The following is a 26106-nucleotide window of genomic DNA, read 5'->3' on the forward strand; positions in this document are numbered from 1 at the left end:
GCAATTATAGGCTTCGGCCGCACCTCCATTTCAAGGCAGTTTACGCCAGATAAGCACCTGAAAGCATGGAGTAAGAGAAGAGTTATTTCTTAAAGTGCTGATTTGCCGTTTTAATTGGGCAATTTGTCGATTTCTTTGGTTAGATGCTCTACAAAGCATTATTTTTATTGAAATATATTATTTTTCAAATAAAAAAATGAAAGTATCTAAGAATGGCCATCGCGGAGTATTGAAAACCTGCCTGCTGATTGCTGCTTGTCTGTATATCATCAGCTCATGCAAAGTAAAACAACCTTTGCATAGCCAGGTATCTTCAACCACCGAAACTCAGCAAGACTTAGTGCAGGGTGTAATTAAATCTTTTTCAGCCGGTCTGCCTAAAAGTACACTGCCAGCAGGAGCAGACCCGGAAGGTGATGATTGGAAAGGAATAGATTTGGAAGAAAAACAGCCTGTTAAGCCGCTTTATGCTTCAGAAGAAGCAAAGCATTTTCTATTGCCTCCCGGTTACAAGATTGAGCCGATTCTAACAGAGCCGGCCATTCAGCAACCCGGAGCCATTGCATTTGACGGCAACGGACGTATGTATGTGTTAGAGTTACGGTCTTACATGCTCAACGCCGATTCTAAAGACGAACTGGAACCCACCAGCCGGATTTCGAGATGGGAAGACAAAGACAACGACGGAGTTTATGAAACAGGTACTACTTTTGTTGATAACCTGATTTTTCCCCGGTTTGTGTTACCTTACGGCAAAGACTGTGTTTTAACGATGGAGTCTGACGCCGACAATGTCTATAAGTATACCGACACTGACGGCGACGGTAAAGCCGATAAAAAAGAGCTTTTTACTAATAAATATGGGCGTTCGGGTAATGTTGAGCATCAGCAGGCTTTTATGTACTGGGGCATGGACAACTGGCTTTACAGCACGGTTAATGCGTTCAGGGTACGTGAAACACCGGGTGGTGTGATTCGTGAAAAAACCGGATTTAACCGTGCTCAATGGGGTATAACCCATGACGACGATGGCAAACTGTGGTTTCAAGGAGGTGCCAGTGGTTTACCTTCTTATTTTCAGTTTCCGATACATTATGGCAATTTTGAAGTGCCGGGCGAATTTGCCAAGGGCTTTGATATACCGTATGGCGCTGCAATTAAAATATCTGATATGCAGGGTGGGATGGACGAAATCCGCCAGCCGGATGGCTCATTGAAGCGGGTAACGGGTTCAGCCGGAAACGACGTGTTTCGTGGTGACCGTCTTCCCGAATCCTTGAAAGGCCAGTATTTTTATGGAGAACCTGTGGCAAGGATTGTCCGCCAGATTAATCCGGTTGTAAAAGACGGTTTAACAACCCTGCATAATGTGTATCAGGACCAGCAATCAGAGTTTTTACGTTCAACTGACCCGCTTTTCAGGCCTGTTGACATGGCAACTGCACCCGATGGCACCATGTATATAGTAGATATGTATCATGGCATTATTCAGGAAGGGCAGTGGACACAAAGAGGAACGTACCTGCGTACAAAAATAGAGCAATACCAGTTAGATAAAGTGGTAGGGTTAGGGCGTATCTGGCGTATTACCTATGAGGGCAAAGAGCGCAACAAAACCAAACCTAAAATGCTGAACGAAAAAACATCAGCATTGGTAAAGCACCTGGAGCACCCCAACGGCTGGTGGCGAGATGCCGCCCAGCAACTGATTGTTTTAAGAAAAGACCCTTCAGTAGCGCCTGCTTTAGAGAAAATGGCTTTGGGTAGCCCTAACGTTCTGGCAAGAATACACGCCATCTGGGCGTTAGAAGGCCTGAACGCACTGAAGAAAGAAACCGTACAGAAATTGTTTAATGACAGTAATCCGCGTATCAGGATACAAGCCATGAGAGCCGGGGAAACACTCTATAAAAACGGTGAAAAAGAACTGGAAGCTAATTTTAAGGCAGCATTGGAAGATGCAAATGCTGAGGTGGCCATTCAGGCCATGCTGAGCGCAAAGTTTCTGAAACTTCCTGAACTGGAAAACAACATTAAAGCCACCGTGGCTAAAAACAAGGCAACCGGAGTAAAACTGGTGGCAGACCAGATTATTGCCCCTGTAAGACCCCGAAGCGGCTTGGGCGTTGCCGAATTAAGCAAAAGCCAGCAGGAATCACTGAGCCGGGGGGCGGTTATCTACAACGAATTGTGTTCGCAGTGCCATGGTAATAATGGCATGGGTACTCCGGCAGGAGACGGCAAATTGCTGGCACCTGCACTGGCGGGTTCCGCAAGAATACAGGCACATCCTGAATATGCGGTAAGAGTAGTGCTACATGGCATGGAAGGCGCCATAGAAGGTAAAACCTATGCCGGCGGAATGATGGCCAGTATGAAAGAGCAGTCTGATGAGTGGGTAGCCGATGTGATTTCTTTCATAAGAAACGGGCTTTCGAACGATGCTTCTTTGATTTCGGCCGATGCGGTAGCTAAAATCAGACAAAAAACAACTGGGCAGGCAGGTATGTACCAATACGCAAGCCTGATACAGTCAGTACCGCGCGAATTACAACAACGTGAGGGATGGAAAGTAACTGCCAGCAATACAGCCTCTACCCGTATAGGCGGTAATGTTTCGCCAACTACTGCATTTACTTATGAGGGTTGGTCAACAGGTGTAAAACAAGAGAAAGGTATGTGGTACCAGATAGAGTTTCCTACTGAAACAGCCGTGAGCGAAATACAGTTTAATTCGGCCGCAATGGTTAAGAAAGGCTGGGTACCCAAACCCAATACATCATTCGGGCAAAGGCCAATGGTGCAAACCCACCCCAGAGTTTACAACGTAGAAACCTCATCAGACGGGGTCAACTGGCAGTCAAATCTGGTAGCAGGTAAAGGGAATGATGGTGATAATATCATTGCTTTGAACCCCAGAAAAGCGAAGTTTATCAGAATAAAACTCGAACAGGGGCTTGAAGGCACCGAAGACGACATACCCTGGACTATGAAACAGCTGAAAATTTTTGAACTCAATTAAGGATTCATTTTTGTAATATATCAAGGAAAAATAATTATTCAATGGAAAAATCAAACAATCCCTCAGTATCTCGCCGACAGTTTCTCGGTACCACCGCTGCCCTGGTGTCGGGTTCAGTATTGGCAAGCAGCCCAATTTTCGGAGCACCTGCATATATCAAAAATCTTTTCGGCCCTAATTCATTAATAAACGGAGTGCAGATTGGTGTTATTACCTACTCTTTCAGAGAAATGCCAGACCAAAGTGCTGAGGCAATTCTGCAATATGTTTTAGAGACCGGTGTAAGTGCCATAGAATTGATGGGCGACCCAGCCGAAATTTATGCAGGAAAACCTAAAAGTAGCCTTGATATGCGTTCACTTTTTCCGTTGATGAGAAAAAGAAACGAGAAGAAGGAACTAACAGAAGAAGAAAAAAAGAAACTGGAAGACGGAGAAGCGCAGATGAAATCTTATAACCAGGAAGTTGCCCAATGGAGACAAAGCGCATCAATGACCAAGTTTGAAGAGCTGGGCAAAATATATAAAAAAGCAGGTGTAAGTATCTACGGCTTCAAACCGAATGCCTTTGGTCGTAATAATACAGATGCCGAAATCGAGTTTGGTATGCGCGCTGCCAAAGCCTTAGGCGCTAATCAGGTAACGCTCGAACATCCATCGAACGACGAGCATACGCTTAAACTGGGTACTATTGCACAAAAAGTTGGTGTAAAAGTGGGGTATCATGGACATGAGCAGCAGACCTATACTTTCTGGGATACCGCTTTGGCGCAATCGCCTGCCAATTCGCTCAACCTCGATTTGGGGCATTTTGTTGCCGCAGGGAATCCGAACCCGCTGGATATCATCAAGCAAAAGCATGACCGCATCGTAAGCATGCATATTAAAGACCGCCAGACACCGGCGCACGGCAAAGGGAATGTAGTATGGGGGCAAGGAGATACGCCTATCAAAGAGGCATTGAATCTGATAAGGGTCAATAAGTACAAATTCCCGGCAACTATTGAGCTTGAATACAAAGTACCTGAAGGTTCAACTCCGGTAGCTGAGGTAAAAAAATGCCTTGAGTTTTGTAAAAATTCATTGAGCTAAACAGTCTGATTTTTAAAATAAAAGGTCTCTTACGTTTCTAAAAAATGTAGGAGACCTTTTATGTATCCGCTTATCTTTTGCCTTAACGTAGCTCCAGACAGAATTATAATGGCAATTTCAGGAGCGTTAGCACATAAGGTATAAATATTATTAGCCCCCTATAATAAGCATATTCTCTTTTTGCATCTCTTGCAGATACGCCAGGGTTTCAGTAGTACACACTTCGGCATCAATATCGTATTTCTCAAGCAGTTGTTCAATCAGATATTCAATAGTTACCTGCTGGGCAGTTAACTCCCATATATCGGCTGCCACAGGGTTAAGGCCAAGGAAATCTCCGGTTGCCAGATTCATCATAACTGCCTCATCTCCCAAACCGGAAACCATAAATGCTTCGTCATTACGGTTAACTTTTGTCTGAAGATTCTCAATTGTAAAGGTTGAAGTTTGCACTGTAAAAATGTATTGTTTTAAGTCTGCAAATATAGCCCTTATATAGTAAAAAACCACATTAAAAGCCGAAAGCTATTTTGTACGTAAAACCCTGAATTGTTGGCTGACACAACCACCGGTGCGCAATTGTAATTTAGTGCATTCAGTTGAACATTTACCTGGCAGATAATGTTTTATTGATAATTATCTGTAAACTTTAGCCCTGCATTAAAAATTATGATTTCACTAGAAAAAAATAAATTATTTGGCTTGCTGATAGTCTTATGTACTATTCCGGCATTGGCCAGTTGTCAGAATAAATCTCAACATAAAAGTATGTCATCGCAAGTAGAACAAGAGAAAAAGGGGAACCCCTATTATTCGCTGACCAGCAAAGAGCCTTTGCAAGTGAGCGATGTTGAATGGAAAAAAGTTTTGCCGCCTGATGTATATGCTATCATGCGTGAGAAAGATACCGAGCGCCCATTTACCGGTAAATTCTGGAACTACACAGGCAAGGGTACTTATCATTGTGCTTCTTGCGGCAATAAGCTGTTTCGTTCTGATGCTAAATTTGCCAGTATGTGTGGCTGGCCCAGCTTTTTTCAGCAGGACGATAAAAAAAGCATAGTATTCAAAGACGATTTTACACATGGTATGCATCGTATCGAAACGCTATGCGGGCGTTGCAACGGCCACTTGGGTCATATTTTTGATGATGGCCCTGAGCCAACCGGTAAACGTTATTGTATGAACTCCATTGCGCTTGATTTCATCCCTGATGATAAATCACAATTGTAAAACAAGATTGTAAGAAATAGATTCAATAAGGGCTTTTCGGTAAGAAGAGCCTTTTATTTATTATAAAATGAGGCACCTGCGCACAGGACAATTTCATGGGCAAACCAACCAGACTGTTAATCTGGGGGGTGTTACGCTTACTGATACCGAATACACAGTGGATAAAGTAGACTGGCATTACCATGAAAACGCCTATTTTACTTTTATTCTGCAAGGCAATGTGATCGAAGGAAACAAGAAGGAAGTGTATAACTGCGAGGCAGGAAGCCTGTTGTTTCATCATTGGCAAGAGCCACACTATAATATTAAACCACCGGGCTTCACCCGGGGCTTTCATGTTGAACTGGCGCATGATTGGTTCAGGCATCTTGATTTCGACATCAATCATCTTACCGGTAGTATTCATGTCTTAAACCCCGATTTGAAAATACTGCTTTATAAGATTTTCAGGGAATCTAAATTGTCTGATATCACTACCGAATTGAGCGTGCAGACTATTCTGCTTGAATTACTGAGCAAAATGCATCAAGACCAACAAACTGCATTGCATGGTAATCCTATTTGGGTAATAAGGCTCAGAGAATTACTGCATGACAACGTCACTGAGAATCTGAGCCTGTCTGAGCTGGCACTTCAACTCGGCATCCACCCTGTTCATCTTTCCAGAGACTTCCCTAAGTACTTTCATTGCCGGCTGGGCGAATACATCAGAAAACTGAAAGTTGAAAAGGCCCTGTCGCTTCTAGCGCAAAAAAACAAATCTCTCACCGATATTACTTATGAATGCGGCTTTGCAGACCAAAGCCATTTTGCCCGTTGTTTCAAAGCTGTAAATGACGTTACCCCTTTGGCTCATCGCCGTGTGCTTTTCGGCTGAGGCATGTTAATTCTGTTCTATTTCAGGGCGCAGGTTTAGTGTATCTTTGTGCTTTTAACAAATTGAACTATGAAAAAGCTAACACTGATTTTATTATTGCCTCTTTTTTATATTACAGCAAACGGGCAAAGCTCAGATTTGGTTAAAACCGATGGTATGGTTAATGCCTTGCATCAGGCCCATGTAGGCCGTATCACTTTTATGAATGGCAACATTCCGCTAGACGTGTATAAGGAAAGTGACTTCCTGACCAGTTTTGAGTTAAAGCCCGTCAGCGATTTAAACATCAGGCCTTTTCTGGCCAATTCTATCACCAATTATCTGCACCACCTGGCACCCGGGCTCAGTGAAGAAGAACTCAATAAAAAGGGAAACTATCAGTTCTCTTTTTATGTGGATGGCAGGCTCATTTATAAAGAAAACCTGCATCATGGTGCGGGTCTACGGAAGAGTACCACTACTACGTTCAGAGTGCCATTAACAACTTCGTCAGGTGAAGACTGGTGGGCGGTGTATATGTTTAACCGGTTTATGATGAATGGCGGCGAAACAGCACTTACTGATGGAGAGCACCAGTTCAGGCTTGAAATGCGCCCGTACCTAAACACAGGCGAAATAAAGGTTGGTGATTTAATAGCTCAGGGCGAGCTGAAACTGATTATAAAAACGCCGGTGTTAACTAAAGAGCAGACTGAGATTCAGCCCATTCAACCTAATTCTGGCTGGCAGATTTCTAACGCCGCTATCGACAAACAAAAGATAGAAGGCCTGAATAAGAATATTCATCTCAATAAATTGAAAGAGATTACCGGAATTGTGGTGATAAAAGAGGGGAAACTTTTATTGGAAGAATATTTCAATAAAGAAGAACGAACCACATTGCACGACCCCCGCTCGGTCGGGAAGTCTTTTGCCTCAACCATGATTGGCATAGCCATTCATGACGGATACATTAAAAATGAATCAGAAACCCTGAAAAGCTTTTATGATTTAAAACAGTTTGCCAATTACAGCCCGGGTAAAGACAGTGTAAAAATTAGTGATTTATTGAGCATGAGTTCTGCGTTTGATGCCTCTGACAACAACAGCGATTCGCCGGGCAATGAAGAAAATATGTATCCTACTGCCAACTGGGTGAAATTTGCGCTTGATTTGCCGATGGATAAAGGCAAAGCCAATGGCAAACAATGGGATTATTTTACGGCCGGGGTAGTTGTGCTGGGGGATATACTGCATCGATCGGTACCGGGGGGCTTACAGAAATATGCCGACACAAAACTTTTTAAACCACTTGGCATTAAAAATTACGAGTGGCAATTTACACCACAGCATGTGGCCAACACGGCAGGTGGTTTGCGTTTGTCGGCATTAGATTTTGCCAGATATGGCGAACTGTACCGGAACAAGGGCGTTTATAACGGGAAACAGATATTACCCGGGGAATGGGTTGCTAAAACTTTTACAAAGTATCTGCCTATTCCGGGTAGAACGAATGAGTACTACGGCTATTTGTTCTGGAATAAAACCTATGTTGTGAATGGCAAAAGTTACGAGGCATTTTATTGTACCGGCAATGGCGGTAACAAGATTTATGTTTTTCAGAACATACCACTCACCATTGTTATTACTGCCAAAGCGTACGGCAGGCCTTATGCACACCCGCAGGTTGATAAAATGATGCAAGAATACATACTCCCGGCTGTGCTGAAATAAAACAACCGGAAACGAAAAAAGTCGGGGAGCACCCGACTTTTTTCGTTATAAACCTGCAAGTGAGCAATCAGCCCAAGTCTTCAAATCTTTCCAGCATTAATATAGAGGCCTGCGGCAGAATTACGTATCTTTCGCCTTCATACATTACCTCAATGGCATGTCTTTGCAGGTAAATGGCTAAATCTCCTTCTTGTGCCTGTAGCGGCATATACTTTACTTTTTCTTCAGTTTCTTTCCAGGGTTCGTCTTCGCTCTGTTGTGGTAAGGGATATCCCGGCCCTACTTTTATAATATAGCCAGACTGCACCTCTTCTTTTTCTGTTACGGTTGGGGGCAGGTATAAACCGGTATTTGTTTTATCAGCCGGATTGTTGGGCTTTACCAATACTTTGTCGCCTACGACAATCAGTCTTTTTAGTTTGTTATCTGCAGTTACGCCAATCATAAGTCGTTTATATATATAGAAGCACAAAATTAGTGGAAAATACCGGAGTGAAGCCTGGCAATTGCCCGGTTTTCATTCCGGTAGTATGTATCAAACGTTTAAGCAGATAAAAAGGTTTACTTCAGAACCTGATACACAAGCAGCGCAGCTACATAAGCCAGCACCGACATGTAACCCAACTGAATAAGCGGCCATTTCCAACCTTTGGTTTCGCGATATACAGTAGCAATGGTACTCATACACATCATGGCAAATACGTAAAATATAAGCAATGAAAAAGAAGTGGCTACTGAAAACGCGGGTTGCCCGGTATTGGTGTTAATTTCATTGCGGAGCCTCTCTTTAATAGTAGATTCATCGTCAGGGTCGGCGCCTATGCTATAAATAGTAGAAACGGTACCTACAAATACCTCGCGCGCGGCAAAAGAAGTAATAAGTGCAATGCCTATTTTCCAATCATAGCCCAACGGGGCAATGGCAGGTTCAATAAACTTACCGAAATGGCCGGCATAAGAGTTCTCAAGGCGTACAGATGCTATTTTTGAGGCCAGGTCTTCTTGCGGAACGGTGGGGTTGTTGGCAATTACCTGTTGTTCAGCCTGAGTCATTTCATCGCCGGGGCCATAAGATGCCAACACCCAAAGCACAATTGAAATGGCAACAATAACTTTTCCGGCTTCAAAAACAAAGGTTTTTACTTTTTCAAGAATCATGAATCCTACCTGTTTCCATCGGGGCATTTTGTAGGTAGGCAGTTCCATAATGAAGTAACTTCTCTCTTTAGATTTCAGAATCAGCTTCATTATCCAACCGGCAATAAGCGCCGAGAAAAAGCCCAGCAGATAAAGGCCCATCAATGCTATACCCTGCAGGTTAAATATGCCCAGCACTTTGGTATCTGGCACAACCAGCGCTATCAGTATAGTATAGATTGGTAGCCTGGCCGAGCAGCTCATTAATGGTGTAACCATAATGGTAATGAGGCGGTCTTTCCAGCTGCCGATGGTTCTGGCCGACATAATTGCCGGAACTGCACAGGCCAAACTGGATATTAATGGCACTACTGATTTGCCACTCATGCCAAAGCGGCGGATGAGCTTATCCATCAGTACTACCACACGTGCCATGTAGCCAGACTCCTCAAGAATTGAAATAAAAGCAAACAGAAAGGCAATTTGCGGAATAAAAATAACCACACCACCTATACCCGCAATCAGGCCATCGGTGAGCAGGCTTACCAGCGTGCTTTGAGGCAGAACAGATTTCAGCCATTCATTAAGGCCGGCTACTCCCTGGTCAATCATGTCCATAGGGTATTCAGCAAACGAAAAAACAGACTGGAATATGAGGAAAAGAATGCTGAGGAAAATGACGTATCCCCAAATTTTATGCAAAAGAATTTTATCAATTTTTTCTGAAACCGTTTCTTTCTGTTCGCCGGTTTCATCTATTACCTGTGAGAGGGTTCCGCTTATATCATGATAGCGATTGATGGTTTCGGCAGATTGAAACTCGTCTGCATTGAAATCATATCTCAAGACCAGATTTTGCAGGTCTTTCTGCTTTTCATCTCCCAGAAACATCATCTTAGGCGATTGCGCCGCGTATTGTAAAGCCAGGTATTTGTTAGATACATTGTACTTTTTGCGCACCTCTGAAGCTATGTTTTCAGACTTTTCATCAAAGACAGGCAAATTAGCATGTATCCGTTTTACTTCCAGCTGGTTTAAGATGGTATATTTCAGCCCTTCAATACCTATACCCTGGCGGGCGTTTAGTTCTACCACCGGTACACCCAGGATTTTAGATAGTTTTCCCGAATTGATTGATATGCCCATTTCATCGGCCACATCCAGCATATTCAGTGCCAGTATGGTTGGTATTCCCAGGTCGCTCACCTGCTCAAAAAGCAGCATATTGCGTTTCAGGTTAGACGCGTCGGCAACCACAACGGCCACATCCGGGTATTCGGGGTGGTCGGGGTTAGCCAGTACTTCTAAAACTACCTGTTCGTCGAGCGAGTTGGGGTAAATGCTGTAAGTACCCGGCAAATCAAGAATTTCAATATCGGTTTTGGAATCTAACCGGCAAAAACCCACTTTTTTATCAACCGTAACACCCGGGAAATTTCCGATTTTCTGGCGAAGTCCGGTCAGCTGATTAAAAAGAGAAGATTTACCCGCGTTAGGATTCCCCAGGAGTGCAACAACTTTTTTATCTTTCACCTTACATCTAGTAATTTAGTACATCAGGCCAGCGTACTTATGCCTGACTGGGTTTTAACACAATGGTTGCCGCTTCTTTTTTACGGAGAGACAGATGGTAACCAGCAACTCTGATGCCAACAGGGCAGCCCAACGGAGCAATAAAATCAAGGGTAACCTCAGTACCGGGCAGACAACCCATCTCCAGTAATTTTAATGACATAGAGGGGTCTCTGAAGCCATTAATGATTCCTTTCTCTCCAATGTTTAGGTCTGCAACGGTTTTTTCTGAAAACTTCACCATTACTTATTTAGAATTATTTTAAATAGAACGCAAGTTTAACAGTTTTTGTTCGCAAAAAAAAATGATTTTTAGCATACTCTGCACAGGGTAAGGCCTAAGCACCCACAGAGCGGTATTAATACTTGCAATTAATACTTTTTTAATTGGCGTATTATTGAAAAAAGTAACAAAAATCATAAAATGCTAAGCGTTTGCATAGTACATTTGCATAACGATAACACCTCATCTGTAATTATTAGTACGGGTACATGCAAGAAATAAAAGCACTGATAGAAAAAGAAATACGTTTAGAATGGCGCCAGAAATATGCCCTTAACGGTATGCTTTTGTATATTATCAGTACAATTTTTGTTTGTTATATGAGCTTTAAGCTAAAAGTAGACGAGATAGAACCCATTACCTGGAACACCCTGTTATGGATAATTCTGCTGTTTTCGGCGGTTAACTCAATCACCAAGAGTTTCACGCAAGAGGGCGCCGGGCGCCAACTCTATTATTATACGTTGGCCAGCCCACAGAGCATCATTCTGTCTAAGATTATTTACAACACCATGTTGATGCTGGTGCTGTCGTTACTGGGTTTTCTGATATACCTTGTTATGATGGGTAATCCGGTTATGAACCTGCCGATGTATCTGGTTTGTCTTGTACTGGGGGCCATCGGTTTTGCTACTACACTTACTATGGTGGCTGGTATTGCCTCAAAGGCCGAGAATACCTCAACGCTGATGGCTATTCTGAGTTTCCCGATTATTTTGCCCATGCTGATGATGGTTATCAAGTTGTCGAAAAGTGCGATGGATGGTCTGGGCTGGGAGACAAGCTATGATGAAATTGCCATCTTACTGGCTATTGATGCCATAGTGTTGAGCATTAGTTACTTGCTTTTTCCGTATTTGTGGAGAAGCTGACAAGTTTGAATTTGATAATGTTTTGATAGATTTATGAGAAAATCGTGGTGGAAAATTTTATGTGTAGTGCTTTTGTTCTACACAGTTATACAGGGGATTGTGGGCAAAATACCACGCCAGCCTATTGTGAACGAGACTTTGAGGAATGTTTATTTTCATGTGCCTCTGTGGTTTGGTATGATGACCCTCATGGCAGCCTCAGTATGGTTTGCTGTTAAATATCTAAGAAACGGAAACGTACAGGATGACGAATATTCGTCTGAGTTTGCCAATACTGCCATATTGTATGGCATTTTGGGCTTTCTGACAGGGGCTTTATGGGGTAACTATACCTGGGGAGACCCGATACCCAAAGACCCGAAAATTATTGCCGTTGAGGTGGGTCTGCTTATTTACTCTGCCTATTTTGTATTAAGAAGCTCTTTTGATGATGACCAAAAAAGAGGCCGGTTGTCGGCAGTTTACAATATATTTGCCTTTGCGGCCTTTATGCCTTTGGTATGGATATTACCGCGAATGACAGACTCATTGCACCCTGGCAACGGGGGGAACCCCGCCTTTGGTAAGTATGACATGGATAACAGCGTGAGAATGGTGTTTTACCCAGCTATTATCGGCTGGACACTCCTGGGCGTATGGATGACAAGCCTGAGAATCAGACTGAGAGTTATTAAGCGGTTGAAGACTGAACAATAGTAGAATAGTTTCTTATGGAAAGGATAATTATCAAAAACTTCGGCCCAATAAAAGACGTTGATTTACAAATCAATGACTTTATGATTTTTATTGGGCCGCAAGCAAGTGGTAAGAGTACTATTGCGAAGTTGATATACTTCTATAAGAATTTACACAATGAAATCAGAAAGTTTTTATTTGAAAGAATTGCTAATCTTGGAATAAGAGAGTTTTCGGAAAAGTATGAGCAAAATTATGCTTTAGGTTGTTTGGAATTTTATTTTTTTGATATTTTCCCAGATACAAAAATTTATAAAGGATCAAATATTTATTTTTACTTTAATGCAAACTTTGCTCTTAAAATAAAAATAGATAATAATGGTGAATTGAATATTTCTTTACCAATAGAATTTGCAAATGATTTTGAGCGTACTCTTTCTGAAGCTAAAGAATTATATGATATAGACAGAGAAGACTTTAATTCCGCTGCAACTAAAGCCCAAGCTAGGATAGATAGCTTTATCATTAAAACCTTAGATAGAACCTTTAGTGATAACCTTTATATTCCGGCGGGGAGGGGATTTATTTCCGTTATTTCAAGCCAAATTTTTAACTTAAAAACAGAGAATTTGGACTATTTTATAAAAGAATTTGCCTATGCAATTAGATTTATAAGAAATGATATTACTCTGAGTGAATCAAATTTAATCAATCAATCAGAAGAACTAAAGGAGAAATATCTTTCAATTTATCGGATTTTAAATAGACTTCAATCGAGGATATTGAAAGGACGTTATTTATATGATAAGATAAATCAGAAAACTGGGATTGAAATTGGAAATAATGATTTTATTCCTTTGGATAAGGTCTCATCAGGTCAGCAAGAAGCAGTTTGGGTCGTTCAATATCTAATTTACAGGATTTACCAAATCTCTTTACGTTCTTCCTTTACTGTTATTGAGGAACCAGAGGCTCACTTATACCCAGAATCTCAAAAAAGTATTACAGAATTAATTGCAGTACTGGTGAATTTGTTAAATAATCAAGCCTTAATAACAACTCATAGCCCCTATATTTTGGCAGCAGTTAATAATTTACTTTATGCGAATAAAATTGGTAAAACTCATGAAAAAGAAGTTTCTGAAATAGTAGATAAAAACTTATGGTTAGATTTCAATCGTGTTGATGCTTATTTTGTAGGAGGAGAAGGGAATGAAGGGAAAATCAAAAGAATTATGGATGATGAACTAGAAATGATAGAGAATCAATATTTAGACAGTGCATCAAGCATAATTAATCAAGAGTTCGATTTAATATATGATTTAGAAGACTAAAAAATGAGTAGAAAAAGTTTTCATCAATTTGATTCTAATTGTGAAAATCATAACAATGATAAAAGAGGAACAATTGTATTAACTGATATAGGTAAATCTCAATATAAAGTTTTTAATCCTAACAAAAAAAGAGTTTCAGAGTTAAAAGTTGATGGTTGCCTTATTAAGATTGGAGAGCGCTGTGATTATCTTTTACTCGTTTCGAATGATTCTCAATTTAAAAATAAGGATGCTTATTTCGTTGAATTAAAAGGTTCTGATTTAATGAAAGCAATAAGCCAAATAGATGCGAGTATTGAAACATTAAAAGGCAAATTAAATGACTTTAAAAGAGTATTTGGGCGAATTGTATTAACAAAAAATAATGTTCCGGATTTAAATAATACTGCCATCATAAAACTTAGAAATAAACTAAAAAAGATGGATGGTAATTTGATATATAGAGTGAAACTTGAAGAACAAATTTAAAAATATGAAAAGAATATTAGCTCTGGTAATGATGACTCTGCTGTTTTCGACCAACCTTTTTGCGCAGCAGGAGGTAGAAATGGCCGATAAAATGCGCGCCGACGGCAAAATTTGGGTGGTTGTTGCTGTAATTGGCTTAGTGCTTGCAGGAATTATTACATATCTGGTTTTGTTAGATAGAAAGATTAGTAAAATAGAAAAAGGTTTATGAAAAAATCACATATTATTGCACTCGGAGTAATTGCGATAGCCGTTGGAATCATTATTTCTACAGTAGGCGACGCCAGTACTTATGTAGGTTTTACTGAAGCCGAATCATTGGCCAAAGAAGGCAACAATAAGTCGATACACGTTGTGGGTACTTTAAAAAAAGACAGCCAGGGTAAAATTGTAGGCATGATATATGACCCGGTAGCTGACCCGAACAGTTTTCAGTTTACGATGATTGATTCGTTGAACCGGGAAGAAAAAGTAATTTATAACCAGCCAAAACCACAAGACCTGGATAAGTCGGAGAAAGTGGTAGTAGTGGGTAGTATGGATTTACAAAACAAGGTATTCCGTGCAGACCAGATATTGCTGAAGTGCCCGTCTAAATACAATAATAACGAGTTGCAGGCAGAAGAAAGTAAGCCTGCGGTTTCTATGACAAAACCATGATTATTCTATTTGATGGTGTATGTAATTTTTGTAATGCCACCATCAATTTTATAATTGATAGAGACGCAAGCGGTGTTTTTAGATTTACCGCATTGCAGTCGGAGATAGGTCAGGGGATTCTGAAACATCATCAGATTGATAGTCAAATTGAACCTAACAGTGTTGTACTGGAAAAAGAAGGGAAAATCTATCAGAAATCTGATGCAGCACTGGAAATAGCCCGGCACATGGACGGGCTCTGGAAGTTGTTCTATGTCTTTAAAATTGTGCCAGGCTTTATAAGAGATGCTATTTATGACCTCGTAGCCAGGAACAGATATAAGCTAATGGGCAGAAGTGATAGTTGTAGGTTACCCACACCTGAATTAAGAGCTAGATTTTTATAAACGAATATGCCCGGCCAAAAGGTCGGGCATATTCGTTACAGTATCATCATAAAAACCAGATATTACAGGATTCTCAACTTGGCGAAACTCAGTAGTAAAGTTTTTTCTCCCTGCCCCTCAAATACAATTGTCGCTTTTCTGTCTGACCCGTTTACATCCATTTTCTTCACTGTTCCAAACCCGAATTTTGGGTGTTCTACTTTATCACCTTCTTTCAGGTTGCTGGTATCACTTGGCGCGAAATCGCCGGACGGTGTATGTTGTGGTGGTGGAACCGCCTTCTGAACAGGTTTCAGATTAGATATAACACTTTCTTTTTTAGCAAACGATAACGTAGAGGTGGGCCTGTCAGCTTTGGCTTGCGTTGACTCATAAGTAACTGTGCGGCTTTTAGACATCTGCAAAAAACGTTTGTCTATTTCTTCCAGAAAACGGCTGGGTTCACAATAATTCAATCGGCCGTAATTATACCGGGTTTCGGCGTAGCTCAGTGTCAGTTTCTTTTCTGCACGGGTAATAGCCACGTAAAACAAGCGGCGTTCTTCCTCCAAATCACTGCGGTTCTGCAGCATCATCTGCGACGGAAAGAGGTTCTCTTCCAAACCCACAATGTAAACATATTTAAACTCCAGACCTTTGGCTCCGTGAATAGTCATTAGGGTTACCCGGTCTGTATCGCCGTCTTCGTCTTCCTGATCTGCCGATGTCATTAACGTAACCGTCTGCAAAAAGGCGCTTAAGGTCTTTTCTTCGTTTTCAGGGTTATCAACAAACTGTTTCACAGAGTTTAATAACTCCTGTACGTTTTCGTAGCGAGATAAGCCCTCTACTGTTTTATCTTCATATAACTCACGCAAAATGCCTGATGCTTTGGCAATATAAGACGCCACCGTGTGGGCATCTTTGCCTTCTTCTATCATAAGCTTGAAACTCTTAATCAGAGTGGCAAAATCGTCAATAGCCTGTGCGGCGCGCCCTGCCACGTATTGATTAATACTGCTTACCACCTCCCAAACCGAGCGGTTATTCTCGGCTGCAGTTACTACTATTTTGGCTACGGTGGTGTCACCAATTCCTCTTTTGGGTAAATTAATGATACGCTTAAAGGCTTCTTCGTCATTCTGATTTATGGTAAATCTTAAATATGACAGTAAATCTTTTATCTCTTTGCGCTGATAAAAAGAAAGCCCACCCACAATGCGGTACTTGATGTTGATTTTCCGCAGTGCCTCTTCAAATGCCCTTGATTGCGCATTGGTACGATACAATATCGAAAACTCGGTATTTTTTAAGCCATCATTATTTTTGGCTTCAAAAATACTGGTGGCAATCAGCCTTGCTTCTTCGTTGTCTGACGCCGCCTTGATTACCTCAATCTTCGGGCCTTCTTCGTTATCTGTAAAGACATTTTTCTCCAGCTGCTCTTTATTACGTGCAATAACCGAATTAGCCGCACTTACAATCGTTTTGGTAGAGCGGTAGTTCTGCTCCAGTTTTACAACGTGCAATTCCGGGTAGTCGGTTTTAAAATTCAGAATATTCTGAATATTGGCTCCACGAAAGGCATAGATACTCTGGGCGTCATCGCCCACTACGCAAATATTCTGATGAACGGCCGAAAGTTTTTTGGTAATCAGGTACTGCGATACGTTGGTATCCTGAAACTCATCAACCAACACATGCTTAAACTTGTGCTGGTATTTGTTCAGAATATCCAGGTGGTCACGGAACAGAACGTTGGTATTAAACAGTAAATCGTCAAAGTCCATGGCATTGGCCTGAAAGCAACGCAGTTGATACGTTTTGTACAAACGGCCAATTTCAGGCATTTTGGCAGCTTTGTCGTCTTCCATGTAAATCGGGTTGGTGGCATAAGCCTCCCATGATACCAGCGCATTTTTAGCGTTAGAAATACGATTCAGTACGTAGTTCGGGCGATACGTTTTATCGTCCAGGCCCATTTCTTTAATAATCGTTCTTATCAGAGATTTAGAATCGTCAGTATCATAAATGGTGAAATCTGAAGTATATCCCAGTCTTTTACCTTCGAAGCGTAGTATTTTTGCAAAAATTGAGTGAAATGTACCCATCCACAGATTTTTAGCATCATTGCCTATAATCTGCTCAATCCGGTGTCGCATTTCACCGGCCGCCTTATTGGTAAACGTTAAAGACAGGATATTGAAAGGGTCAACCCCCTGCTCAATCAACCAGGCAATGCGGTAGGTAAGCACACGTGTTTTACCAGAGCCTGCACCTGCAATAATCATCAGGGGGCCTTCGCGGTAAGTTACGGCTTCTCGTTGGGGTGGGTTAAGTTTGTCTAAATAATTGTTCTGGTTCTGCACGGAATCAAATTCATTAAATTTGGTGCAAATATAGCTATATCGTGGCTATAAATCTGTATCATTTTTTTTCTGTTGTTCGTTGCATGTGGTATGTATCCGTTTCATCAGCAGCAGGTTAATTGCTTTTTGCGATACGTACGCTCAAAACCAAGATTGTCATTCATCTCAAAAAATGCCATTTTAAGGCAGATTTTCATCAATAAGAACTATTTTTGTCCGGAAATAAATAAAACAATCAGTTTGTATGAAAAAAATATCAGGCTACTTATGGCTGCTCATGCTTTCGTTTTCAGCTATTGCGCAAAACAAATATGCCATAATACCAAAGCCTCTGGAATTAACTCCCGTGAACGGAACATTTGTGATTGATGCCCAAACCAAAATCATTATTCCGAAGGGAGGCTCAGAGCAACGCCTTTTGGCAGAAATGCTGGCAGAGCGCTTCACAGAAGCAGGAGGGGTAACTCTGAAAATTGAAGAAGCAGATGTGCCGGATAACCTGATTCCTGCCCATAAGGCGATTGTGTTTGCGCCTTTCAAAGAGCAGATATATAACAAAATGCTGGGCAACGAAGATTATATTCTGAAAACTGATGCCAAAGGAATTATACTGGCGGGGGCATCCAGTCAGGGGGAGTTTTATGCCTTGCAAAGCCTTTTGCAATTGTTGCCCCCTCAAATTTTCAGCAGCACCCTTACTAAAGATGTGAAGTGGACAGTACCAGGCTGCACCGTTTTCGACCGTCCGCGGTATAAACACCGCGGAAGTATGCTGGATGTAAGCCGCCATTTCTTTCCGGCATCTTTTGTGAAGCGTTATATAGATTTACTGGCTTTGCATAAAATGAACCGTTTTCACTGGCATTTAACCGACGACCAGGGCTGGAGAATTGAGATTAAGAAATATCCGAAATTAACCGAAATTGGCTCGAAGCGTAAGGAGAGTATGAAAGGCCACTATACCGACTGGAAGTTTGACGGTACACCTCATGGCGGTTTTTATACCCAGGAAGAGATTAAAGATGTGGTGGCCTATGCAAAAAAGAAATTCATTACCATTATTCCTGAAATTGAAATGCCTGGCCATGCATTGGCAGCATTGGCTTCATATCCTGAACTGGGCTGCACAGCAAAATCATTGAAAGGTACACCTTATGAAGTAACCGGAATATGGGGCGTGCATGATGATGTTTTCTGTCCGAGCGAAAAAACCTTTAGTTTTCTGGAAGATGTTCTGACAGAAGTAATAGCGTTGTTCCCGGGCGAATATGTACATATAGGTGGTGACGAATGCCCGAAAACTGCCTGGAAACAAAGTCAGTTTTGTCAGGACCTGATGAAGAAAGAGGGTCTGAAAGACGAGCATGAATTGCAAAGCTATTTTATTAAGCATTTTGATAAATTCCTGACAGCAAAAGGCAAGAAAATAATAGGTTGGGATGAGATTCTGGAAGGAGGGATATCGCCCAATGCTACCATTATGTCTTGGCGCGGAGTAGAAGGAGGAACGGCTGCTGCCCAGCAAAACCATGACGCCATTATGACGCCTACCGGCTTTTGTTATCTTGATTATTACCAGTCAGACCCTACAACTGAGCCGTTGGCCATTGGCGGATATTTGCCTTTAGACAAGGTTTATTCTTATGAGCCTACACCGAAGTCGCTAACACCAGAACAGGCAAAGCATATTCTGGGTGTGCAGGCTAACGTATGGACAGAATATATGCAAACACCTGAATATGTTGAGTACATGGTTTACCCCAGGGCTTGTGCCATTGCCGAAATAGGGTGGACATCGGCCCGGCAGAAAGATTATGAGGATTTCACGGCCCGTTTGAAAACACATTTTGAGCGATTGAAATACCTTGGTGTTAATTATGCCAGAAGTTATTATGATATTTCGGCCTCATCGGCAATGAATGAAAAAAAACAGGTGGTTGTAAAACTGAAAACGGCCGATAAAGAAGCAATAATCAGATATACTTTAGATAACTCTGAACCTACTGCCCAATCGCCTCAATATCAACCATCCGGAGTGGTGATTACCCAGGATGGCAGCATCAGTGCTGCGGCGTTTTCTCAAAAAGGCGAACGACTCGGCAAGGTGCTTACCAAATATTTTTACATTAATAAAGCTACAGGGCGCAAATATACTTTGGTGAACCAACCTAAAAACTATACAGGTGGTGAAACCTACGGCCTGACAAACGGTGTAAAAGGCGAAGCGGCCAACAGTGCCACCTGGGTAGGTTTTGAAGGAAAAGATCTGGATTTAACCATTGATCTGGGCCAGCCAACAACTCTGAATAAAATTTCATTTGCTTTTCTGAGAGCCAGCGCCTCATGGATTATGCTGCCAAAAGAAGCGGAAGTGTCGGTTTCCAACGACGGTAAAACATTTATCAGCTTACAGAAAATAACTATGGGAAATACTGACGAACAAAGCCGGGCGGTTCAACAAATTGGTGTAGCAGCCAATGGCAAGAAAGCCAGATACGTAAGGGTGTTTGCCAGAAACTATGGAAAACTACCCGAAAATCACCCGGGGCACGGTAATCCGGCATGGTTATTTGTTGATGAAATTGCAATTGAATAGATGTTTTTGAATAATTTTTGTGTTTTGAAACAAAAAAATGCTGAAATTTGTATTCAAGAAAGTACGAAGATGGCTCAATACCGAACCATCTTCGTAAATTATAAGACCACGTAGTTCAACGGATAGAGCGAACGTCGCACCGATAGAAGTTTCCTAAACTTTAGAGCTATAAAAATATAAAGACCACGTAGTTCAACGGATAGAATAGAAGTTTCCTAAACTTTAGATCCGGGTTCGATTCCCGGCGAGGTCACTCTTCAAATCAGTATTGCATTAAAACAAAGTGGCTAGGAGATAAATTCTCAGCCACTTTGTTTGTTTTAGACCTACACAAATCTAAGCTAATGTTGATTCTATGTATTGTCTGAAAGTCTTTGTCTTTCTACCTAATAAGCGTTCTAAATCACCTGATTGATATTCAAATTCGCCTCCTTCAATTGCCTCTACCCAACCCGTTAAAAATTCAGCAACATTACGAGGGACTCCCTTGGAAACAATCGCCTCAATATATTCTTCTACTGTAATGGTGGTGAAAGGAACAGGTTGCGCTTTTATTTCTGCAAGTATTTTGGCAATGTCAGAAAACGAAACAGAATCACTGCCACCTAATGAATAGGTTTTGTTTTCGTGTCCCGGTGCAGACAATATTTCTGCATGCGCCTCTGCCAATTCATCTCTTGTGGCTGGTGCCATTTTCCCATGGTCTGCAGGTACTTGTATTCCATTTTCATAAGCATTGGAACCATAGTAGAACGATAAAAGGTCCAGAAAAGGCGGGTGGTATACAATAGTATAATCAAGCCCTGAAGATTTAAGTAGCTGCTCTGTAAAAAGGTCTGATTCTGTAATTCCCTGCATAACACGTCCTGAACCTTCTTTACGCATGATTGACATATACACTACGTGCTTAACACCAGCCTGGCGGGCAGCAGTAATGGCATTATAATGTTGGGTAGACCGGTCTGTGAAAGCCACCGCACTTGTAAGCATTACTTTATCAACACCTTCAAATGCACGCAGTAACGAATCATAATCAAAATAATCGCCAGAACGAACCTCAATGCCTTCGGCAGCTAAGTCTTCCAGCCCTTCTTTTTTTCGTGAGAGCCCGATAATCTGGCTTGCAGGAACTCCTTTTTTTAGCAGGTGTTCAACCGTACGTTTTCCAATTACTCCTGTTGCCCCTGTTACAAGTATTTTTGCCATAACGTAATATCTTTTTTTTAATTTAAATGATTAAGTTTGCTTTCTATTTGCAAGTGTAAAGCGAAAATATTACTTTTAATTTGCAAGTGCAAAGTTATGTAATTACTTTCAATATGCAAGTGAAAAGATAGAATATATGAAATCAAATGAAAGGCGCTCCGATTGCCCAATCAGTTTATCATTAGATATTTTCGGAGACAGATGGTCGCTCTTAATTGTAAGAGAATTAATGCTTTATGAAACCCGTACTTATGGTGATTTTACAAAGTCTGAAGAAAAAATAGCAACCAATATATTAGCGAATAGATTACAGATATTGGAGGAGAATGGGATAATCGTAAAATTGCCATATCCGGACAATAAGGTAAAAGGCCTTTATAAACTTAGCCCAAAAGGTGTTGATTTGATACCTGCTTTAATTGAAATAGCCCTTTGGGGTGATAAATATTTGTCTAACTCTACTGAATCTTCACCTTTTTTGAAAGAGGTAAAAAAGAACAAACCGAAATTTCTGAAAAATATTATGGAGAAGCTCTGCAAGGACGATAAGGTTAATTAGCTGCGGGCTTGTTTATAAATTGCTTTGTCTATTTTCTTTAAAAGCCAATTTTGGCTCTTTTCTAAGAAAGAATTACCATCTCTGCTGCGAAAACTACAAATCTGGACAATACTGTCAAAAACACGAAAGCCTTCAAAATCTGCGGTTTTGAAGGCTTTCGTGTTTTATTTAGCTGTTGTATTCAGATAATATTTTTCTGTTTGCAGCAGAAAAATAAAAAAAAACAAGCTTATTGTTGTCGCGTATATTATATTTGCGACAACAAAAATAAGCGCAATGAGAAAATTAAATTTTGCATCTCTTCAGGTTAGAGATTTAGAAGCCTCAAAAGTCTTTTACACCGACTATTTAGGGTTTGAGTTATCGGAAATGACTAATCCGGGAGCTTATGTTTTCAGATACAACAAAGGCGATGCAAGTTTTGCGATCAGAAAACCCATTGGAAATTTAGACGGAAAAGAACAGGGCGTTGGTGTGTCTCTTTGGTTTGCTATTGATGAGAAAATCGAAGCATTTCAAAGCCGACTGGCCCATAAAGGAATAGCAATCGTAGACACTATAAATAACACTCCTTTCGGTAAAACTCTAATAGTTACAGACCCGGACGGCTACTTTATTACGTTTTTAGAAGAAACTAAAATTATTAACGATGGCAAATAGAGAGGTAAAATACTGGGTAATTGTGGCATCAAAAGACCACGTAAAACGAGGCATTGCCGATGGAATTGCACAAGCCTGCCACGGAAAGGCTGCACCATTAAAGAGAATGAAGAAAGGAGATTTTGTAATTTATTATTCAGGCAAACAAACTTTTGGAAAACCCGATAAATGCCAGCAGTTTACAGCATTAGGAATTGTAATAGATGATGAAACCTATCAGTTTCAGGTTTCTGAAGACTTTTGTGCTGCCAGACGCAACATTGAGTTTTCTGAGTGCCAAGACACCTCTATTCTTCCTTTAATAAATGATTTAGATTTTATTCAGAACAAAAAAAGCTGGGGGTATCCGTTCAGATTTGGATTCTTTGAAATTAACCAGCATGATTTTAATTTGATTTCATCACAAATGCTTCAACATCATCATGTCTAAAGAAATTGAATTTCACTTTAAAAGTCCCAATGATAGCCCAGGTTATTTGCTAGGCCAGGTAACTATGCTTTGGCAACGGAAGCTAAAAAAGGTATTAGACCCTTTAGACCTGACGCAGACACAATTTGTGTTGTTGGCCACATTAGGGTGGCTTTCAAAAAAAAGTAAGTCGGTAACACAAATAGACATTGCCAACCAAAGTAATGCCGACAGAATGATGGTGTCGAAAGTCCTGCGTACATTAGAAGACAAGCAGTTTATAACACGGCAGGCGCATGAAACCGACACAAGGGCAAAAACAATTCGATTGACATCAGATGGTGAAGTGGTTTTGCAGAAAGCGATTATTGAGATAGAAAATGCTGATTTAGCCTTTTTTGCTCCATTAGGTATTGAACTAGCTTCATTCAATAAAAACATGGTACAACTTATTGAAATGAATAATGAGCAAAATAAAAGCCACTAATAAGGTTTTGACGTTACCGGCGGTATGTACTTACAATGTCAATACTTCGCACCACGCGAAGTATTCAATTTCCGGTAACGTCCCTTATCAATAACTTGTCTCATCCAGCTTCACTTTTCCTCTGAATGTCCAGAATACAAAGCCTGTATATGTGGCTACCAGTGGTACGCCTATCAAGGCAAATAAAAGCATTATTTTCAGAGATTTATCAGTTGAAGAACCATTATGAACCGTGATGCTATAGGCCTCGTTGATACTTGATAAAATGATGTTAGGAAATAAGCCAACCGCTACCAATACCATCAGCATGGCTGTTACAAATGCCGACGACAAAAAGGCGTACATATATTTTCGACGTGAAATCTGTCGTGTAATATTAGCTACGGCTAAAATAGCCAGTATCGGGAACGCAAATATATAGGGTACCTCCTGATAACGATGTGCCATGTGTGGCACATAAAGCAAAGTAACTACTGAAGTAACGGCAAACATCAGCACAAAAAATATTGTCGTGTTTTTTACCAGTATAGTCAGCTTGGCATATAGCCTGTTTTCGGTTTTCATAACCAGATAAATGGCGCCATGCATCATAAACAAAGCAAGGGTTGTAAAAGCAACCAGAATGGAGTAGGGGTTAAAAAAATCACTCAGAGTGCCTTTGTAAACGTAGTTCTGGTCTAGTGGCAGGCCTTGTATAATATTGCCTAATATAAGACCTAAAGAAAGAGCCAGCACAATGCTGGAAACACAATAACTGATGTCTCATAGGTTTCTCCACCACCGCATACTTTCCTTAGACCTGAACTCTATGGATATTGCCCTGAAAATAAGCATTACAAGAAATATCATAAATGGCTCATAAAAAGCAGATAAAATAGTGGCATATACAACAGGGAAGCCCGCAAACAGGGCTCCTCCGCCAATAACCAGCCAGACCTCGTTTCCGTCCCAAACGGGGCCAATGGCATTGAGTGCCTTACGGCGGCTTTCTTCTTTGTTAAAAAACAAGTGCAAGGCTCCGGCGCCTAAATCAAAACCATCCAGAATGGCGTATCCGCTGAAAACCCCACCAACTACTAAAAACCACCATGTGGCCGGATTAAGTCCTAATATCGTTTCCATTACTTTAAAATCGGGTTATCTCGTTTAGAAAATTCAGGCATCAGTTCATCGTTTTCTTCGGGGCCATGCTTTATTTTTTTATTGAGCAGATACAAAAACAAAACAAACAACAGGGCATAAACCAATGTAAATAATATAAGAGAGAACATGACCTGCTCAGCTTTTAACGATTGCGAAAGCGCGTCTGAGGTCCGTAGTAAATTATACACTACCCAGGGTTGCCGGCCTACTTCTGCCGAATACCAGCCCACCTGATTGGCCATTTGCGGTAATAAAACAGACCAGGCAAAAATATGCAATAACCATTTATGCTGAAACAACTTGCCCCGCCACCACAGAAAAGTGGCTAATAGTGTAAGCCCAATGAGTATCATCCCAATGGTTACCATCAGATGGTAGGTCTGAAATACAAAATTAACAGCCGAAGGGCGGTCTTCTTTTTTGTAGGCATTAAGGCCTTTAACCGGTTTGTTGGTATCCTGATGTATCAGATAGCTCAATCCGGCAGGAATGCTGATGCCTGATACCTGCTGCTTTTTGTTATCTACCCACCCCGCCAGATACATGTCGGCCACTGACAGAGAATCATAATGGCCTTCAAAAGCTGCCAGTTTTGCAGGTTGATTTTTGGCCACTCCATTTGCCGAATGATGGCCCGTGAATAATTGCAATAAGGAAGCAACTGTAGCAACCACCAGGGCAATTTTAAAGCCCGGTTTGGCAATCTGCAAATGCCTGCCGCGTAAAATGTAATAAGCGTTAACACTCAACACCAGAAACGAACCAGCCAGAAATGCCCCGATGATTACATGCGAAAGCCTGTCTATGCTTGACGGATTAAAAACCATTTCCCAAAAATCGGTTATTACGGCCCGGGCTTTCATACCTTCGCCTTCTATTCTATAGCCAGCAGGGGTTTGCTGCCATGAGTTGGCCACTACTATCCAGATAGCCGAAAACATGGAGCCTAGCGCCACCATTAAAGTTGCAAAGAAATGGACTCTCGGACTAACCCTGTTCCAGCCAAAGATAAGAATACCCAGAAAGCCAGACTCCAGCGCAAAGGCAAAGATGCCCTCTGCTGCCAGTGCGCTACCAAAAATATCACCCACATAACGCGAATAAACCGCCCAGTTGGTGCCAAACTCAAATTCCATTACTATGCCGGTAGCCACGCCTATACCAAAAATAAGGGCAAATATTTTTATCCAGAACCGGGTCATTTGCTCATAAAATGGCTTGCCGGTTCTTAAATACAGGCCTTCCATAATTACCATTACAACGCCTAAACCAATACTTAAAGGAGGATATATGTAGTGAAATGCTACAGTAAATGCAAACTGTATTCGCGAAAGTAGTTCGGTATTCATAAACGACTTGTTAGATGTGGCTAATT

24 protein-coding genes, 1 tRNA gene and 1 pseudogene are annotated in these 26106 nt (G+C 41.2%); 18 read left to right on the plus strand and 8 right to left on the minus strand.

Going from position 1 to position 26106, the window contains the following annotated elements:
* Window positions 1-196: 196 nt before the first annotated feature.
* Together MB380_RS04960 and MB380_RS04965 are read left to right on the plus strand one after the other, a co-directional pair.
* The gene (locus MB380_RS04960) at window positions 197-3022 is read left to right on the plus strand and encodes a c-type cytochrome (RefSeq protein WP_253533704.1); all 2826 of its coding nucleotides are present in this window, start codon (window positions 197-199) and stop codon (window positions 3020-3022) included.
* A gap of 41 nt (window positions 3023-3063) precedes the next feature.
* Window positions 3064-4113 (plus strand): sugar phosphate isomerase/epimerase, encoded by a 1050-nt coding sequence (locus MB380_RS04965; protein ID WP_253533705.1) that lies wholly within the window; start codon window positions 3064-3066, stop codon window positions 4111-4113.
* Between the two features lie 150 nt (window positions 4114-4263).
* On the opposite strand, the gene MB380_RS04970 is transcribed toward MB380_RS04965, so the two are convergent.
* Window positions 4264-4566 carry a PqqD family peptide modification chaperone gene (locus MB380_RS04970; RefSeq protein WP_253533706.1) on the minus strand — a complete coding sequence of 101 codons (303 nt, stop codon included), beginning with the start codon at window positions 4564-4566 and terminating at the stop codon, window positions 4264-4266.
* Window positions 4567-4782: 216 nt separating this feature from the next.
* Between MB380_RS04970 and msrB the strand changes: the two genes are divergently transcribed.
* The 3 genes from msrB to MB380_RS04985 all read left to right on the plus strand — a co-directional run bounded on the left by msrB (window position 4783) and on the right by MB380_RS04985 (window position 7936).
* Window positions 4783-5346, plus strand: a complete 564-nt coding sequence (msrB, locus tag MB380_RS04975) for a peptide-methionine (R)-S-oxide reductase MsrB (RefSeq protein WP_253533707.1) — start codon at window positions 4783-4785, stop codon at window positions 5344-5346.
* A gap of 67 nt (window positions 5347-5413) precedes the next feature.
* Window positions 5414-6223, plus strand: a complete 810-nt coding sequence (locus tag MB380_RS04980; protein WP_253533708.1) for an AraC family transcriptional regulator — start codon at window positions 5414-5416, stop codon at window positions 6221-6223.
* Window positions 6224-6292: 69 nt separating this feature from the next.
* Complete coding sequence (locus tag MB380_RS04985) at window positions 6293-7936, plus strand: serine hydrolase (protein WP_253533709.1); 1644 nt, start codon at window positions 6293-6295, stop codon at window positions 7934-7936.
* A 67-nt stretch (window positions 7937-8003) separates the two neighbouring features.
* Here the strand turns inward: MB380_RS04985 and MB380_RS04990 are convergent, their stop codons facing one another.
* The 3 genes from MB380_RS04990 to MB380_RS05000 all read right to left on the minus strand — a co-directional run bounded on the left by MB380_RS04990 (window position 8004) and on the right by MB380_RS05000 (window position 10889).
* Window positions 8004-8381 (minus strand): co-chaperone GroES family protein, encoded by a 378-nt coding sequence (locus MB380_RS04990; RefSeq protein ID WP_253533710.1) that lies wholly within the window; start codon window positions 8379-8381, stop codon window positions 8004-8006.
* 116 nt (window positions 8382-8497) lie between these two features.
* Window positions 8498-10606 carry a ferrous iron transport protein B gene (gene feoB / locus MB380_RS04995; protein ID WP_253533711.1) on the minus strand — a complete coding sequence of 703 codons (2109 nt, stop codon included), beginning with the start codon at window positions 10604-10606 and terminating at the stop codon, window positions 8498-8500.
* Between the two features lie 37 nt (window positions 10607-10643).
* Window positions 10644-10889, minus strand: a complete 246-nt coding sequence (locus MB380_RS05000) for a FeoA family protein (protein ID WP_253533712.1) — start codon at window positions 10887-10889, stop codon at window positions 10644-10646.
* Window positions 10890-11137: 248 nt separating this feature from the next.
* On the opposite strand from MB380_RS05000, the gene MB380_RS05005 reads away from it, so the two are divergent.
* Genes MB380_RS05005 through MB380_RS05035 form a run of 7 tightly spaced genes read left to right on the plus strand, consistent with a single transcriptional unit; the run spans window position 11138 to window position 15323 of the window.
* Complete coding sequence (locus tag MB380_RS05005) at window positions 11138-11800, plus strand: heme exporter protein CcmB (protein WP_253533713.1); 663 nt, start codon at window positions 11138-11140, stop codon at window positions 11798-11800.
* Between the two features lie 33 nt (window positions 11801-11833).
* Complete coding sequence (ccsA, locus tag MB380_RS05010; protein ID WP_253533714.1) at window positions 11834-12496, plus strand: cytochrome c biogenesis protein CcsA; 663 nt, start codon at window positions 11834-11836, stop codon at window positions 12494-12496.
* A gap of 14 nt (window positions 12497-12510) precedes the next feature.
* Entirely contained in the window at window positions 12511-13809 is a 1299-nt protein-coding gene (locus tag MB380_RS05015) for an AAA family ATPase (protein ID WP_253533715.1), read from the plus strand.
* A gap of 3 nt (window positions 13810-13812) precedes the next feature.
* Window positions 13813-14277: a hypothetical protein gene (locus tag MB380_RS05020; RefSeq protein ID WP_253533716.1), complete on the plus strand. Its 465-nt coding sequence runs from the start codon at window positions 13813-13815 to the stop codon at window positions 14275-14277.
* 4 nt (window positions 14278-14281) lie between these two features.
* Window positions 14282-14488, plus strand: a complete 207-nt coding sequence (locus MB380_RS05025) for a CcmD family protein (RefSeq protein WP_253533717.1) — start codon at window positions 14282-14284, stop codon at window positions 14486-14488.
* Window positions 14485-14937 carry a cytochrome c maturation protein CcmE gene (locus MB380_RS05030; RefSeq protein ID WP_253533718.1) on the plus strand — a complete coding sequence of 151 codons (453 nt, stop codon included), beginning with the start codon at window positions 14485-14487 and terminating at the stop codon, window positions 14935-14937. Before MB380_RS05025 ends, MB380_RS05030 begins: the two co-directional genes overlap by 4 nt.
* Entirely contained in the window at window positions 14934-15323 is a 390-nt protein-coding gene (locus tag MB380_RS05035; RefSeq protein ID WP_253533719.1) for a thiol-disulfide oxidoreductase DCC family protein, read from the plus strand. The genes MB380_RS05030 and MB380_RS05035 overlap by 4 nt, the downstream gene beginning before the upstream one ends.
* Before the next feature lie 62 nt (window positions 15324-15385).
* On the opposite strand, the gene MB380_RS05040 is transcribed toward MB380_RS05035, so the two are convergent.
* Window positions 15386-17671: an ATP-dependent helicase gene (locus tag MB380_RS05040; protein ID WP_253533720.1), complete on the minus strand. Its 2286-nt coding sequence runs from the start codon at window positions 17669-17671 to the stop codon at window positions 15386-15388.
* 244 nt (window positions 17672-17915) lie between these two features.
* Between MB380_RS05040 and MB380_RS05045 the strand changes: the two genes are divergently transcribed.
* Together MB380_RS05045 and MB380_RS05050 are read left to right on the plus strand one after the other, a co-directional pair.
* On the plus strand, window positions 17916-20267 hold the full coding sequence (locus tag MB380_RS05045) for a family 20 glycosylhydrolase (RefSeq protein ID WP_253533721.1): 2352 nt from the start codon (window positions 17916-17918) through the stop codon (window positions 20265-20267).
* A gap of 181 nt (window positions 20268-20448) precedes the next feature.
* Window positions 20449-20520: transfer RNA gene (locus MB380_RS05050), tRNA-Arg, on the plus strand.
* A gap of 83 nt (window positions 20521-20603) precedes the next feature.
* Here MB380_RS05050 and MB380_RS05055 read toward each other — a convergent pair.
* Window positions 20604-21473: an SDR family oxidoreductase gene (locus tag MB380_RS05055; protein WP_253533722.1), complete on the minus strand. Its 870-nt coding sequence runs from the start codon at window positions 21471-21473 to the stop codon at window positions 20604-20606.
* Window positions 21474-21609: 136 nt separating this feature from the next.
* Here MB380_RS05055 and MB380_RS05060 point away from each other — a divergent pair, with 136 nt between their 5' ends.
* The 4 genes from MB380_RS05060 to MB380_RS05075 all read left to right on the plus strand — a co-directional run bounded on the left by MB380_RS05060 (window position 21610) and on the right by MB380_RS05075 (window position 23588).
* Window positions 21610-22032, plus strand: a complete 423-nt coding sequence (locus MB380_RS05060; protein WP_253533723.1) for a helix-turn-helix domain-containing protein — start codon at window positions 21610-21612, stop codon at window positions 22030-22032.
* 276 nt (window positions 22033-22308) lie between these two features.
* Window positions 22309-22692 (plus strand): VOC family protein, encoded by a 384-nt coding sequence (locus MB380_RS05065; protein ID WP_253533724.1) that lies wholly within the window; start codon window positions 22309-22311, stop codon window positions 22690-22692.
* Window positions 22682-23122, plus strand: coding sequence for an EVE domain-containing protein (locus MB380_RS05070; protein WP_253533725.1), 441 nt, complete (start codon window positions 22682-22684; stop codon window positions 23120-23122). Before MB380_RS05065 ends, MB380_RS05070 begins: the two co-directional genes overlap by 11 nt.
* Window positions 23115-23588: a MarR family winged helix-turn-helix transcriptional regulator gene (locus tag MB380_RS05075; RefSeq protein WP_101727610.1), complete on the plus strand. Its 474-nt coding sequence runs from the start codon at window positions 23115-23117 to the stop codon at window positions 23586-23588. Before MB380_RS05070 ends, MB380_RS05075 begins: the two co-directional genes overlap by 8 nt.
* An 87-nt stretch (window positions 23589-23675) precedes the next feature.
* Here MB380_RS05075 and cydB read toward each other — a convergent pair.
* Window positions 23676-24710, minus strand: a pseudogene (cydB, locus tag MB380_RS05080) (cytochrome d ubiquinol oxidase subunit II).
* Window positions 24710-26080, minus strand: coding sequence for a cytochrome ubiquinol oxidase subunit I (locus tag MB380_RS05085; RefSeq protein ID WP_253533726.1), 1371 nt, complete (start codon window positions 26078-26080; stop codon window positions 24710-24712). Before MB380_RS05085 ends, cydB begins: the two are co-directional and overlap by 1 nt.
* Between the last annotated feature and the right edge of the window lie 26 nt (window positions 26081-26106).

This window comes from Emticicia sp. 21SJ11W-3, assembly GCF_024138715.1.
Classification (GTDB): Bacteria; Bacteroidota; Bacteroidia; order Cytophagales; family Spirosomataceae; genus Emticicia; species Emticicia fluvialis.